The sequence below is a fragment of the Bacillus cereus group sp. BfR-BA-01453 genome (assembly GCF_022662915.1).
Lineage (GTDB): Bacteria > Bacillota > Bacilli > Bacillales > Bacillaceae_G > Bacillus_A > Bacillus_A paranthracis.
Genome location: NZ_JAKUEN010000013.1, coordinates 118188 through 133504 on the forward strand (window position 1 = coordinate 118188; position 15317 = coordinate 133504).

The window sequence follows — 15317 nt, forward strand, 5'->3', positions numbered from 1 at the left end:
ATTTTTATTATAAAAAAAAGAGATATCATTCTTAATATTACAAGAAAGATATCTCTTTTCTTTTTTTAGATTATAAATGGAATCTATTTACGCTTTCTAAATAAAACAATTAAAGCAGGTAATATTGTTAAGGCACAGAATAAAGAAAGTGTTGTGTCTATAACGGTCGTAATACCAAATTCTTTTAAAATCGGAAAGTTTACAAAGATTAATGCTGAAAATCCAACAATTACTGTTAATCCAGAAGCGGTAATTGCTTGCCCAACTTTTGAAAGAGAAACGCCTATTGCTTCTGGAGCAGATAATCCTTTTTCTTCTTCTTCCCGATATCTTTCCATAATAAGAATGGTAAACTCTGTTCCAATCCCAAGTACAAGACAGCTAAGAGCAGTTGTAAGTGGATTATATGAAATATCGAGTAATTTTAAAGCGCCAGGCGAGAAACCTAATACTAAAGCGATTGGTATTAATGGATATAAAGCATGTTTTACACGGCGATACACAAGGAATAAAGATAAGAAAATGATTAAAAGTCCTGCACCAATCATCAGTTCACTGTTAGCCCCGATATTATCGATACCGTATAACATCATAACTTGTGCACCTGCAGGCTTAATTTTCACACCATCTATTGCTTGCATGTCTTTTGTTATTTTATGCATCAATTTTAATTGATCGGCAGAAGAAAGGTCTGGATTCACTTGAAATTGAATGGTTGCATATTTTTTATTCTCACTCATAACAGTTTCTTTTAATGAATTTGGCAAGTTTTCAAGTTCATTTGTTACTTGCGAAGAAGAGTCTGGTAGTGTATCTCTCCCGTTGATTTGTAAAATAACACTAGGAAGCGAGACAACATCACTCACATCTTTATATTTATTTTCAACCTTTTTACTTTCCTCTTGCATCCAAGTCATCACTTTCGGTTCCGTGACATCCTTTGCTTCTACTAAATACGTAATATAAGTTGTAGATCCAACCACCTTTTGTAAATACTTCGTATTTTTTAATGTCTCCATATTTTGTGGAATCATTTTGGTTAAATCTGTTTCAGTCGGTATAGACTTTTCTGCCATAAATCCAAGGCCAGATAAAATAACGGAAACAATTAAGATAGGAATAGCAAATTTCATAGCGATATTAGCATATTTATTTAAAAATCGTGCTAATAACGTATTTTCATTTTGGTTGACCTTAATAGTAGTTACTGTTTTTTTATGATCCAATAAGTAGAATGTTGAGAACATTAGTACTAACTCAACCACATAACAGAATAAAACACCCATTGCTAAAGTTAAACCAAATTGTTGCATCATTGGTGCTTTAGATAAATACATTGTTAGGAAGCTTAAGGACATGATAACAACTGCGATTCCTACGCCTGGTCCAATATGGCGTATAGCATTTCGTGTTGCAAGTTTTGCTTGGAATTGACTATCTCTAAATTCCTCTTCATATCTGTTATGGAATTGAACACCAAAGTCAGTACCAAGCCCAATTATAATTGGCAGTGTTGCCATAGTTGCGAGTGTAATTGGAATTCCAGCCCAACCCATAAATCCAAATGTCCATATTAAACCAATTAATACAAAGCCTAATGAAATAATACGTCGTCTAACAGGGAAGACAAAGAATAATACAACAATCATTAATATAACCGCTAGCCCAAGCATAATCCCTAAAGTTTTGATAACTTCTTCTTGTATATCACCTAGGATAGTTGGCATTCCAGCTACTTTGACTGTTACACCCGAGCCGAAATTTGTATTCTTGATTAGTTCATTTAACTCTTTATTTATACGTACATAGGTAGTTATCTCTGTATTATCGGATGTATGAAGCTGAATGATAACATGTTTCCCATTTTCAGGGATAAGTTGTTTAAATTGTTCTGGTACTTTACCTTTATCAGAAAAAATAATTTCATGAAGTAATTCATTATTCATATTCTGAACATTTGGTAGAGCCTTAATAACATCTCTTTGCATATTGTCTTTTTGTTGTTGCGTTAAGATATTTTGTGTATAATCCATTACTTCTTCATTTTGTTGATCTGTTAAAGCAGCTTTCATGATTTGTTCTTGTTCATCAGCTGTTGGCATATGACCTAGAGCAACCAATTGTTTTTGCACTTCTTGCATTTGTTCGGTTGTAAGTTGTTGTTGAATAAATGTACCCATTTTTTCACGTTGCTCATCAGTTAAACTATTTTTTACGTTATTATTAATTTCGCTCATTTTTTCGCTTGAAATAGAATTTTTCAATACTTTTTCTAAATTCTTGTTTGTTTCCCCTTTATCAAATGCTGAAAATGACGGGGAAGGAGAGTTTAACATTTCATTTAATAACCCTACATAATGCGTTGATCCTGTAATATCTTTAATATCTTCTGCCTTTTTAGTGAATTCTACGATTGTTTTATTTGTTTCTTGTGAAATTAATTTATCGCTATCTCCACTAAGTAATACATATATCCCATCTCCACCAAAGTGTTTTTGATACGTAGCAGTATCTTTATAAACATCTGATGTATTACTTAGGAATACATCGTTTCCCATCTTCATTTCAAGTTTTGTAATGCCGAATCCGAAAAAGATTGTTAGAAATAAAATAAATGCAATATTAATCTTTGCGTACTTGATAATAAAATGTCCAATCTTATCAAAAATCTTATTCATGTTTTAGTTCCTCCTTTGCTATGTTCCTTAATCTAGCATTGGTTTTGGAGGAAATCGATGAACAAAAATGAATATGTGTCTTAAAATAAGACGTTTATCTTATTTCGGTTCATTTATCAGAAAATTATTAATTATATAAATTAGTTCTTCTTTTGAAAATGGATATTCATTATTTACCCATTTTTTTATAATTTCAAAAAATCCACTACAGTAGAAATCACATATTATTTTTGGGTAAACAGAGTTTCGAATTTGTATGGAAAGTAGGTCATTATATTTTATTGAATTTTCATATAAAATTTCCGAGCCAAGTTGAATTAAGTTGTCGTATAATTCACGACTATTATTTTTAATCGTAACGTTAAAAAATAAAGCACGATTAACATCTATATATTTGATTACTTCCTCAAATAATGTGTGTTCTAACTCTAAACCTTGCTTTGTTTGTTCAAAGAGGTTTCTTGCGATAGTATTTGCTGCATCACTAAACAGTTCATACTTGTCATCATAATAACGATAAAAGGTGCTTCTGTGAATCATTGCCTTTTCGCAAATGTTATTTATTGTAATGGCTGAGAATGGTTTTTCTCTTAATAAATCCATGAATGTATTTTTTATTAAAACTTGTGTACGTGAACTAGTGAGATTACCCAAGTGATTTATCCTCCTTATATGTGAAGCGTAGTACCGCTTTAAATTATACTGGTTTTAATTGGCTAATTCTTATTTTTTTAGTATGTCTTAATAAATCAAGATTTAGAATTCTTTTTCCTACATAAAGATTTAAAATATGGTGTATAGAACTGATAACTTCATGCAATGTAATTAGAGTATAGGAATCTATGTGTTCAGTCACATATTAAGTATTCAATAAAAGAAATCCTATAACAGTAATATAACATTAGACAAAAGAGAGTGAAAAAGTTAATTGAAGAGGACTTTAAATTTGAATATGGAGTAGTGGAAGGGTTTCAATGAAACGTATGAATATAAAAAACTCCCAGTTTCCTGGGAGCCGAAGTATAATATCTCAATATTTTTGAGAGCGTATTGAGAGAAGCGTAATTATACTATCGCATGCTTTTCAATTTATCATAATAAATATAGGAAATCGATAGACAAAATATTAGATTTGTATCAAAATGAGACAGGTATCTCAAAAAGTTTTGCCTTCAATAAACTTTAATTTATAAGGAAACCGCCTCTTTTGCATTGATTTTTTCATTTAGGTTAAGGGTTTGGATTCGAACAATTTCCTACATACATCCTAACAACCGCTTTCGCAAGACATTGAGAGGAATCAACAAAATCCTCACTCGCCACCACATTCAAATCGGTACATGCGATAATTGCCGTATCAACTTCCTCTCTCAATTTTAAAACGAGCGTATTACACAATTCACGAGCTTCTTCAATCTCTCCAGATTTAATCCAAGTAATAATTTGATTAATCATTTCCTGCCATGTTTCATGATGAATGTACTCTATATCACGTTTTGTAATCCCATCTTGGTAAATCCCAGCTTGAACAGTTGCTTCTGTTGCAAGAAGAGCGACTCTTTTTGCAGTTTCAGGAATCGCTTTTAACGTTTCATCAACTATATTCAAAATAGGAATAGAAAGAGAACGCTGTAATTCTTCAAAATAAAGATGCGCTGTATTACACGGCATAGCGATAAATTCTACACCAGTACTTTCAAGTTTTTGTGCTCCTTTAATAATCGCTTTTTTCATCGCTTCGTGATCAATAGGGCGATCCATGTAAAACGGGGTTGGGCACGAGTAAATCATCATATGAGGAAAGTCCATATCATGCTTTGCTCCGTATATTGTTTGGCACTCTGCTACAACTGTATCAACGAATGGCCCAGTTGATTTTGGTCCCATTCCTGCTAGTATTCCGATCATTGTTTCGTCTCCTTTACTATGTAATTAAAAACGTTTTTTGCGAACGATAAAAAGGAATAAGGTAAATAATAAAAATGAATATACGATAGCCCAAGCTGTTAGCCATAAAGTGTGAGTCAGTATATTATATTTGTATTGTCCAAGCATTAGAAAGCTTTCGACAGGTGGTAAAAACCATAGTAACTCTTTTTTAAAACGGATAGAGGCGATCGTTATAAGTAATATGAATGTAAGACTAAGCCAAGCGGTGCTTGCTTTTGGAATCATATTTCTAGTAAATAAAGATGCGATTGAAATTCCAAGTATAGAGAAAGACATATGAGCGAGAAATCCGACTAAAAATAAAGAAACTGTCATTTTTTCATTAAACATTTGCAAAATAATTGGGTAGATTACGGATATAAAAGATAAAACAGTACAAATGAGAAGAGCTGTAATATATTTCCCTACATATAGTGCGGAAATATTATTTGTGTGAGAAATCGTAATTTGTTCTTGTACAGGATCTTCCGTATGAAAAATTGTGACCGTAATCCAGGCAGATAATAAATAAAGCGCGAGAGCTGTTTCTAAATATGTCGGTACAATAGGAGTCGGTTTATATGCATATACAAAAAGTAAGCTCATGAAGTACATCGCAATAGGAGGGACGTACTTATACGATTTTGTATAGTCGAGAAAGTGATAACGAATAAGAGCAAACATAATAAACCTTCTTTCGATTTAAAAGTTAGGTTGTAGCAGTGTGATAGATGCTTTTTTATGCAATAAAAACTGAAGGATTTCGTTTGTATATTCTTTTTTAATTTGTAATTGAATAAGGTTTTGATTTGAATTGTGTGCAACGTGTATAAAACCGGATTGTTTTTGTAGTTCTATCGCTGAAAATGTTTCGTGAACAATTGCTTCAATATAGACTTGTTCTGCTCCTTTTTGTGCAGAGATATTTTCTGTGATTGTATGATTTGCTAACTTCAAAATTCTATCAGCGAAGTTTTCTAATAGTTGTTTTTCGTGACATGTAAATAACACGGATATACCTTGTTGTTTTAATGAGAGTAAAATATGTTCTAATTCTTGCTGAGAGTTAGGATCGAGCCCAGAAAGCGGTTCGTCTAAAATTAATAAATGTACGTCCGTAAATAACGCTTGCATAATGCCTGTTTTTTGTTTCATACCTTTTGAAAAGTTTCGTACAACGGAATGTCTTGCATGAAGTAAATGAAACCTTTCAAGAAGCAGCGGAATTTTATCTTTTACATATTTTGTTGATAAACCGTGAATGCGGCCGAGATGAAATAGATAATCCTCTAATGTAAAACGAATCCCTTCAGGAAAATGTTCAGGTACATAACCGATTTGTATATGTTCTTTCCTTTGAATTGTCCCTGCCGTAGGTGAAATAAAGCCTGCAATTATTTTGAGTAGAGTACTTTTTCCAGTCCCGTTCCCGCCAACAATGGCGAGTGCTTCTCCTTCTGGAATGGATAAATCAATGTTGTCTAGTATAAGTGATTTGCCATACTTCTTTTGAATTCCCTTTAGTTCTACTAGCAAAGTTCTATCCTCCTATACAGTGTATATATCCATTATATAGGAGAATAACAAAAAGACGTGCAGTAAGTGCACGTCTTTTTTTGTTATCTTTTGTCGAATCGTCGCTATATTATCGTTTCTCAATTGCCACAATAAATGGCGGGTTATTTTGTTGGTTAATGAAGCCGTAGCGCAGTACGTGTGCTTGTTTTTGGTCTAATTCTTCGGCAAATTTGAGAACAGCGTCCCGTTCTACTTGTCCTTCTGGGTGTCCGTGGTAAATAACAAGGACGATGATTCCTTCTGGTGCCATTACTTCTAGTAATTGTTCAATCGCTGAAATTGTTGAGTTCGGTTTTGTAACGATATGCTTGTCTCCGCCTGGAAGATAACCTAAGTTGAAAATTGCGCCTGTTACTTTTCCTTTTGCATCTTCTGGTAATACGGATAGAAGTGTATCGTGACTATCGTGAACTAAAATAGTGCGTTCGAAAAGTTCTTTTTCTTTTAAACGGGTCGTCGAGCTTTCAATTGCTTCTTTTTGAATATCAAATCCAAATACTTTTCCGTTTTCTCCAACGATTTCAGCTAGGAAGCAAGTGTCATGTCCATTTCCTAAAGTTGCATCTACAGCGTAATCGCCTTCTTTTACTGCCGTTTGCAGAAGCGAGCGAGCAAACGGTAATACACGTTCTAATTTCATTTTTGTTTCTCCTCATTTGCATATTTTCCTTGCCAGCTTCCGCGGCGTACAAATTCTGCATCGATGGAATTTAATACTTCCCATTTATTTAAGCTCCACATTGGGCCGATCATTAAATCAGGTGGACCGTCACCTGTGATGCGGTGCACAATTACGTCTTCAGGAATAATTTCAAGTTGGTCAACAACGAGACTTACGTAATCCTCAAGAGAAAGGAACTCGAGTTGTCCTTTTTCATATTGTTTCACCATTGGCGTTCCTTTTAATAAATGAAGTAAGTGGATTTTAATTCCTTGTACATCAAGCTTCGCTACTTCACGAGCTGTTTCCATCATCATGTCGTAATCTTCAAGTGGAAGACCGTTAATAATATGAGAGCAAACTTTAATGCCGTGCTTGCGTAATTTATTTACACCTTCCACATAAGAAGGATAATCGTGAGCACGATTAATAAGGTTTGCAGTACGTTCATGAACCGTTTGTAGTCCGAGCTCAACCCAAAGGTATGTGCGCTTATTTAAGTCCGCTAAATATGCAACGATATCGTCCGGTAAGCAATCTGGACGAGTGGCGATAGAAAGACCGACAACGTCTTTTTCTGCTAGAAGCGGCTCGAATTTTTCTTTTAACACTTCAAGTGGTGCATGTGTATTTGTGTACGCTTGGAAATAAGCGATACATTTTCCGTCTTTCCACTTTGAGCGCATTTTTTCTTTCATTTCATGATATTGCGTTATAACATCATCGCGGCGATCACCAGCGAAGTCACCAGATCCAGCAGCACTACAAAATGTACAACCGCCATAAGCAACTGTACCGTCACGGTTCGGGCAATCGAAGCCAGCATCTAATGAAACTTTAAAGATTTTTTCACCAAATTCATTTCGTAAATGGTAATTCCATGTATGATAACGTTTATTGTCGTTTGTATATGGAAAAGGGTTTTGAACCTTCATTACTTTCCCTCCTAAGCCGAGTCAAAATGAAACAAAATCCATTATAACATACTCATAAGGTAGAGATGGAAGGGACACACTAAAGGGGAATTGAAGCAAGGAGGGACAATTATGGCAGAGCGTCAATCACTTGAATCGTATATTACACAAGCGGAACAAGCTGTGGAATATGCGAAAGAACAATTAGACCAAGGTATGAGACAAGAGCATTACAATACGATGGAGTATTCGGATGCGCAGTTAAAATTAGAACAAGCATATAACGATTTACAAACGATGCAACAACATGCGAATGATGAGCAACGTGAGCAATTAAATAGAGCACGCATGGCAATTCGCCAACTGCAACATCAAATGATTATTACACCGCACTAAGAAGGAGTGAATGTAATGGCGAAACGTTCAGATCAAAATAACCCAGAGCAAAAAACGCAAAATGGACATAACGCTGAATTTTCAAATGAGCTTGATCCAGTTGTTCAAGTAAAACAACGCAACAGTAAAAAAGGACAACCTCAAAGATCAAAGCAATCAGAGTAAACCAGGTCGCAATATGACCTGGTTTTATTTTGCTATATGACAATAATGTAAGATTTCTGTAAGGTTTGTCGATAGTTGTAAGATAACATCTCTAGTAGAGTAAGGGAGGATTAAATTTTGGACAAGGAGTTGCTTTATGGGGAACAACATTACAAACAAACGAATTGATGAGTTAGATTACATTCGTGGCTTTGCATTACTGGGGATTATTTTAGTAAATATTCTTGCACTACTTAATATTAAAATTCCAGATCCTAATACAGTAGATGCTAGCTATCAAAGGTTTCTATACTTATTTGTAGAAGGTCGTTTCTTCTCAATCTTCTCATTCTTATTTGGAGTGGGATTCTATATCTTTATCTCGAGAGCAATTGCAAAAGGGAAAAATGGATATGTTCTATTTTTACGCCGTCTAGTTGCGCTATTTATTTTCGGTTTGCTTCATTACATGTTTCAGCCTGGCGAAGCGTTAACGTTATATGCAATCTGCGGGTTAATCGTTTTACCATTTTATAAAGCGAAAAAAGAAGTGAACTTAATAATTGGTCTTATTTTGACAATTGCTTTTAGTGTGATGGGCGTTAAAGAACTATTACCACTTGGCTTAATTTTATTAGGTCTTGCTGCAGGGCAATATCGTGTATTTGAAAACCTCTCACAAAACATAAAGAAAGTCGCTATTTTTACAGGTGTTATGTTCGTTTTAAGCGTCGTAGCTATATGGTATCAATATGGGCATGTTCCTGCTGAGCCATTTGTAAATATGATAATTATGACTGAGGATGGAACAATGGATGCTGCAGGTCAATTCTTAAAAATTGGTGTTACAGTTGGACCAATTATTTCAGCTTTCTATGTAGGAGCATTAATTTTATTACTTCAGTTAAAACTAGTTCAAACATTGTTAGCACCACTCAAATACTACGGTCGTATGGCATTAACAAATTACATTGGACAAACGGCAATGATTTTAATTGCTGGTAGCGTATTTCACTTCGCAGAAAACTTAACATACATGCAGACGTTATATGTATGTATCGCAATTTATGCAATTCAAATTGTGTTTAGTGTAATTTGGATGAAAATCTTTAAAATGGGTCCGTTAGAATGGATTTGGCGTGTTATTACGTATTGGACGGTAACGCCTTTAAAAAAATAAAGAGAGAAGTGGGCTGTTCCTTTCGCGGAACAGCCTATTTTTATTGTCATCTTTTGTCGATAAGTCGATATATTTTGAAAATCGCTGATAAAAGTGTAAGAACCGCTGATATATTTGAAAAATCGCTAATAAAATTTCATTTACCAATGAAGTTGATCAAAAAGAAAAAACGAACCTTACGCGCGCACCACTTCTATCTTACAAAAGTGTAAGGTAATTGTAATGTTAACAAATAGCAGTTCATCTCCAAAAGGCGCAAAATAGGTAATGGAAAAACAAGCGTAGGAGGATATATATGACGAAACCAGTTGTAGACGTGAAAAACGTTCAAAAAGTGTACGGTAAAAAAGGTGAGAACCAATCACATGCATTAAAAGGTGTATCATTCTCAATTCAAGAGGGTGAGTTTGTTGGGATTATGGGACCATCTGGTTCTGGTAAAACGACATTATTAAATGTAATTTCAACGCTAGATAAAGCAACGGGCGGCGTTGTTGAAATTGCAGGAACGGATATTACACAAATGAAGCAAGGTGAGCTTTCAGATTTCCGTTCACAAAAATTAGGATTCATCTTCCAAGACTTTAACTTATTAGAGAACTTATCTATTTACGAAAACATTGCACTTCCACTTTCTCTTCAAGGTGTCTCGTCGCGAAATATTGGGCCAAAAGTAGAGAAGGTAGCAGATATGTTAGGCATTTCAGCAATACTTCAAAAGTATCCATCTGAAGTATCTGGTGGACAGAAACAACGTTCAGCAGCGGCGCGCGCACTTGTGCATGAGCCTGCAATTATTTTAGGGGACGAGCCAACAGGAGCGCTTGATTCTAAAAATGCAACGAGTTTACTTGATGCGATGACAAACTTAAATAAAGATCAAGGTGTATCGATTATGATGGTTACACATGATCCGTACAGTGCAAGTTACTGTCAGCGTATTTTATTCATTCAAGATGGTGAGCTATATAAAGAAATTCACCGCGGTGGTACACGTGAAGAATTTTATAAAGAGATTTTAGATGTGCTTGCAGACTTAGGCACACAAAAAGCGTAACAAAGGAGGCTCCAGTATGTTATTTAAACTTTCCATGTCAGGACTGAAAAGTAAGCTGAAAGATTACATCGTCTTACTTGTCGGCCTTGTCATGTCGATTTCAATTTTTTATATGTTCCAAACGTTAGCGCTGAATAAAGCGTTTATCGAATCTAACTCAGTTATTCAATCGATTGGATTTGTATTCCAAGCAGGTTCATTTTTACTCGCTATTATAACGTTCTTCTATATTTTATATGCGAACTCTTTCTTATTATCTCTTCGTCAAAAAGAGTTTGGTATGTATATGATGTTAGGAGCAAAAAAGCATAAAGTTACATTACTTATGTTTATCGAAACAATCGTATTAGGCGCTGCGTCTCTTGCGATCGGTATTACAGTTGGTGTAGGACTTGCAGAAGGTATCGGTCAGTTATTAATGAAACAATTAGAATTTGCTGGTGAAGGCTATAAAGCATTTTACCTTCCATCAATGACTGTTACTTGCATTTTCTTCTTCGCACTATTTGTATTATCAGCAATTATGAATAGTATTAAGTTATCACGTATTTCTGTATTGCAACTTGTACATGCAGATGCACAAACAGAACGTGTTGCAGTAAAAGGGAAAATGACAGGCGTAGTTGCATTCCTTGCGGTTATTTTATTAGGAATTGGCTATGCATCAATGATTTACATGGAAAAACTAAGAGAAATGGGAATCCTTATTGCATTAATTACAACAACAGCTGGTACTTACATGCTATTTGGATCACTTCTTCCGGTTATTATTAAAAAATTAAAAAGTAATAAAAAACGTAGTGAAAAAGGGCTTAACGCTTTTACATTTGCACAATTAAATTTCCGTATTAATAGTTTAACAAAGGTACTTGCAACAGTAGCAATGTTAGTTGCGCTTGGAGCCGGTGCCATTTCAGGTGGTATGGCGTTTAAAAATAACGTTATAAAAATGGTTGATGGTTTCGTAATATATGATTCAGTAGTTCATAACCCAACAGCTGAAGAAAAGAAAATTTTAGACGGTATTACATTTAAAGAGAAAAGCGAATATCGTTACAAAGTGGATGATAAATACGTTTACTATGTAAAAGAGGATTTAGAGAAAAATCGCCCTTTAGTAAAAGATATGGCAAATATGGAGTCGATGAAGGATTTAGTGAATACGAAGAAAGTTTCAGAGGAACTACCAGTAGGTGCAGTTTCTAGAGAAATGAATGAGAAAGATGCGAACGCTAAAGAACTTCCACAAGAATGGGTTGATGCTTTTAGTACAATTCATCCATATTATATATATGAAGATCATGCAATTAAAATTGTAGATCAAAAAATGTACGATGGGATGAATGGTAAAGACGGTATAGCATTTATCGGAAAAACAGATGATTTCTTAACATATACAAAAGAATGGAAAAAACTTGACGAGTTGCAGCTAGATAAATATAAAAATATAACAGCTGAAAGAATGAACAGTAAATATCAATCTTACGATATGTTCTACGGAGTTGCGAGCGGAACAGTATTTATGGGCTTCTTCCTTGGAATTGCTTTCTTAGCAATGATGGCAAGTTGTTTAATGTTTAAAATTCTTTCTGGTGCATCAAAAGATATTACGCGTTATCAAATGCTTCGTAAAATCGGTGTGCGCCGTGAATTATTAACGAAATCCATTTATAAAGAGTTATTCTTAGTCTTCCTATTCCCAGCAATTGTAGGTATCGCCCACGTATTAGTTGGTATGAATATTTTCGGATTTATTTTAATGGATCCTTACTTCCGTATTTGGGTACCAATCGTAATTTTCGTAGTAATTTATGCGATTTATTACTTCATTACAGTTCAATTGTATAAAGGAATTGTTCTTCCGAAAGAAGATTAATACGTAAAAAGCCGAGTGAAAATTCTCGGTTTTTTGTATTTTCAGAAAAAACACTTTAATGTTACTGAAATATATAATAAAATGTAAATAAGTAACATAATATGTGAGTATCATCAATCGAAAAGTGAAAGGAGGAATCCACTCTAATAGAAAGAAGCTGAACTTGTACCCCCTATTTTTCTACCCACACGATATTTGTACAATCATAAATTTCCAAATGAAAAATTGTCAGATCTAAGTCGTATATTGTGAAAATAATGGATAATACATGGAAATCCTATAGCATGATAAGGTAAAATGAACAGGATAATGAGAAAATTACCGTTCATAAGATGAGGAGAATACATGTATGGAAGTTGTAGAGGCATTAAAAGATATAAGCCAAATTGAGGCTATGAAAAAGTATTTAAAAGAGCATTCACAGCGAGATTATCTTTTATTTGTTATTGGAATTAACACAGGATTAAAGATTACTGAGCTACTTAGTATGAAATTTGAAGAGATATTAAATGAAGATGGAACTGTTAAAGAGTTTTATTCTCTTCCTGTGAAAGATGAAAAGTTTAAACAAGATATTTATTTAAATACAAAAGTAAAAGAAGCACTTTTAGAGTACGTACAATCTATTGATGTGAAAAGAGAAAACTACGTATTTCAATCTAATAAAACGAAAAATTCAATTACACGTCAACAAGCGTATCGTGTAATTCATAATGCTGCTGAAGCGGTTGGGATTGTTGGTAAAATCGGAACAAACTCAATGAGAAAAACGTTTGGATTTCATGCATACAAAAGAGGGATAGCGATTGCACTATTGCAAAAGCATTTCCATCACGCAACGCCATCAGAGACGCTCAAGTATTTAGGAATCTCAAAAGATGAAGAATTTAAAACCGAGATTGATGTTGATTTGTAAAAGCCGTAACTAAAAACTTTAGGAGGCGGGAATATGAATATTCGAGAGAGTGAATTACCGGGCATTGGATGTAAGTTTGAAGTAATTACAAAAGGTAATGAAAAGCTGGTTATTGTTATTCACGATGATGGCCGAAGAGAAATGTATCATTTTGATGCAGATCATGATGAAAGTATTTCAAGTATTTCTCTTCGTGATTCGGAAGCGAGACAAATTGCAGCTATATTGGGCGGAATGGTATATAGACCACAAGCGTTAGACACGATTGAGATGGCTTTTGAAGGATTATCAATTGAATGGTTTAAGGTGGAAAATCATGCACCAGTCGTACAAAAAACAATTGGTAGCTTACATGTCAGAAAAACATATAACGTAACGATTATTGCTATTTTAAAAAAGAATATGAAGAAATTCTTTAATCCAGGTCCAGACTCTATTATTGAAGCTGGCGATATGCTCGTGTTATCAGGCGCGAGACATGAAGTGAAAAGAATTATTAATGAATTGCTTTCATCAGGAGGTGATTCATAATCGATGGATACTTTAATCTTTGAAGTTGGAACTGCGTTAGTATTAGTAGCTTTTGCAGCTATCCTCGCTGCGAAGTTAAAGTTCTCGATTATTCCGTTTCTCATTATACTCGGTATGTTAGTGGGGCCTCATGCCCCCGATTTAGGACTTATCGATTTAAGGTTTATTGAAAGCGGAGAAGTTATTTCCTTCCTCGGCCGCGTTGGCGTCATATTCCTCCTATTCTATTTAGGTTTAGAATTCTCAATAAAAAAATTAATTAAATCAGGAAAATCAATTGCTTTTGGGGGGACTGTCCACATATCACTTAATTTCATATTAGGTTTGCTTTATGGATATGTTATGGGCTTCCCCTTATTAGAGACGTTAATTATTGCTGGAATCATTACAATTTCATCGAGTGCAATTGTTGCAAAAGTAATTGTTGATTTAAGAAGATCTGGTAATAAAGAGACTGAATTAATATTAGGAATCATCATGTTTGATGATATTTTTTTAGCTGTATATTTATCAGTCGTTTCAGGGTTAGTACTCGGTGGTGCCACATCATTTGTAGGTGCTCTTACATCGGTGTTAATTGCAGTAGGATATATGCTACTATTCTTTGTAATCGCTAGAAAAGCTACGCCGTTTTTAAATAAAATATTAGATATTTCCTCAAATGAAATTTTTATTATCGTAATATTCGCTATTTTATTCTTCGTAGCAGGATTTTCAGAAACGATTCATGTCGCTGAGGCAATTGGAGCGTTATTGTTAGGACTCGTCTTTTCTGAAACAGAGCATAGTGATCGGATTGAGAAGCTCGTCGTCCCATTCCGTGATTTCTTTGGAGCCATATTCTTTTTCAGCTTCGGTTTAAGCATAGATCCGTTTTCGCTTGGAGGAGCAGTGTGGTTGGCATTAGGAGCAGTTTTCATTACTCTAATCGGCAATTTTACTGCTGGAATGGTTGCGGGACGTAAAGCCGGGTTATCCCATAAGGCTTCTACGAATATAGGTTTAACACTTGTATCACGCGGGGAATTTTCTATTATTGTAGCGAATATCGGCATTGCCGGTGGCTTAATGGCAGCGATTAAACCGTTCTCTGCTTTATATGTTTTAATATTGGCATCGTTAGGACCGTTATTAACGAAAGAGTCTGGGAGAATATACTCTCTACTAGATAAGGTATTTAAATGGAGTGCTAAAGAACGTGCAAAGCGAGAAAAGGAAGTTGGATAGTATAAAGAGGCTGCATGAACTTCATGCAGCCTCTTTATATATTGTTATTGTTGTCATTTTTTGTCGGTAAGTCGATATATTCTAATAATCGCTGATATATTGCAAGTTGCGCCGATATAATGATGATGTATAAAAGTATGTGTAAACATTTTTAGGCAAAAAATAAGGCAAAGTACCCCCTAGGTTTATCCAGAACCTAAAATGAAAGGAGACTTTGCCTCATGCCTAAT

Annotated in this window: 15 protein-coding genes; 8 read left to right on the forward strand and 7 right to left on the reverse strand. The window is 34.5% G+C overall.

Going from position 1 to position 15317, the window contains the following annotated elements; all coding sequences use genetic code 11:
• Positions 1-83: 83 nt before the first annotated feature.
• The 7 genes from MR070_RS21560 to mnmL form a co-directional block, all read right to left on the reverse strand.
• Positions 84-2678 (reverse strand): efflux RND transporter permease subunit, encoded by a 2595-nt coding sequence (locus MR070_RS21560; RefSeq protein ID WP_242261986.1) that lies wholly within the window; start codon positions 2676-2678, stop codon positions 84-86.
• A 99-nt stretch (positions 2679-2777) separates the two neighbouring features.
• Positions 2778-3281, reverse strand: a complete 504-nt coding sequence (locus tag MR070_RS21565) for a TetR/AcrR family transcriptional regulator C-terminal domain-containing protein (protein ID WP_242261993.1) — start codon at positions 3279-3281, stop codon at positions 2778-2780.
• Between the two features lie 627 nt (positions 3282-3908).
• Complete coding sequence (locus MR070_RS21570; RefSeq protein ID WP_242261987.1) at positions 3909-4586, reverse strand: aspartate/glutamate racemase family protein; 678 nt, start codon at positions 4584-4586, stop codon at positions 3909-3911.
• Between the two features lie 24 nt (positions 4587-4610).
• Positions 4611-5291: a hypothetical protein gene (locus tag MR070_RS21575; RefSeq protein ID WP_044790851.1), complete on the reverse strand. Its 681-nt coding sequence runs from the start codon at positions 5289-5291 to the stop codon at positions 4611-4613.
• Positions 5292-5309: 18 nt separating this feature from the next.
• Entirely contained in the window at positions 5310-6143 is an 834-nt protein-coding gene (locus tag MR070_RS21580) for an ABC transporter ATP-binding protein (RefSeq protein ID WP_242261988.1), read from the reverse strand.
• A gap of 109 nt (positions 6144-6252) precedes the next feature.
• A complete protein-coding gene (mnmM, locus tag MR070_RS21585) occupies positions 6253-6825 on the reverse strand; it encodes a tRNA 5-(aminomethyl)-2-thiouridylate-methyltransferase MnmM (RefSeq protein ID WP_000764480.1) in 573 nt (190 codons plus the stop codon).
• The gene (gene mnmL / locus MR070_RS21590; RefSeq protein WP_242261989.1) at positions 6822-7781 is read right to left on the reverse strand and encodes a tRNA modification radical SAM protein MnmL/YtqA; all 960 of its coding nucleotides are present in this window, start codon (positions 7779-7781) and stop codon (positions 6822-6824) included. Before mnmL ends, mnmM begins: the two co-directional genes overlap by 4 nt.
• 111 nt (positions 7782-7892) lie before the next feature.
• On the opposite strand from mnmL, the gene MR070_RS21595 reads away from it, so the two are divergent.
• The 8 genes from MR070_RS21595 to MR070_RS21630 all read left to right on the forward strand — a co-directional run bounded on the left by MR070_RS21595 (position 7893) and on the right by MR070_RS21630 (position 15087).
• Positions 7893-8156, forward strand: coding sequence for a YtzC family protein (locus MR070_RS21595; protein ID WP_000840868.1), 264 nt, complete (start codon positions 7893-7895; stop codon positions 8154-8156).
• A gap of 15 nt (positions 8157-8171) precedes the next feature.
• On the forward strand, positions 8172-8321 hold the full coding sequence (locus MR070_RS21600) for a hypothetical protein (RefSeq protein ID WP_001129345.1): 150 nt from the start codon (positions 8172-8174) through the stop codon (positions 8319-8321).
• Positions 8322-8457: 136 nt separating this feature from the next.
• A complete protein-coding gene (locus tag MR070_RS21605; protein ID WP_000527721.1) occupies positions 8458-9480 on the forward strand; it encodes a DUF418 domain-containing protein in 1023 nt (340 codons plus the stop codon).
• A 295-nt stretch (positions 9481-9775) separates the two neighbouring features.
• On the forward strand, positions 9776-10537 hold the full coding sequence (locus tag MR070_RS21610; RefSeq protein ID WP_000165859.1) for an ABC transporter ATP-binding protein: 762 nt from the start codon (positions 9776-9778) through the stop codon (positions 10535-10537).
• 16 nt (positions 10538-10553) lie between these two features.
• Positions 10554-12413, forward strand: a complete 1860-nt coding sequence (locus MR070_RS21615) for an FtsX-like permease family protein (RefSeq protein WP_242261990.1) — start codon at positions 10554-10556, stop codon at positions 12411-12413.
• A gap of 349 nt (positions 12414-12762) precedes the next feature.
• A complete protein-coding gene (locus tag MR070_RS21620; RefSeq protein ID WP_000454214.1) occupies positions 12763-13329 on the forward strand; it encodes a tyrosine-type recombinase/integrase in 567 nt (188 codons plus the stop codon).
• Between the two features lie 33 nt (positions 13330-13362).
• A complete protein-coding gene (locus MR070_RS21625) occupies positions 13363-13860 on the forward strand; it encodes a cation:proton antiporter regulatory subunit (protein WP_001026039.1) in 498 nt (165 codons plus the stop codon).
• A gap of 3 nt (positions 13861-13863) precedes the next feature.
• A complete protein-coding gene (locus MR070_RS21630; RefSeq protein WP_000380186.1) occupies positions 13864-15087 on the forward strand; it encodes a cation:proton antiporter in 1224 nt (407 codons plus the stop codon).
• Positions 15088-15317 lie beyond the last annotated feature (230 nt).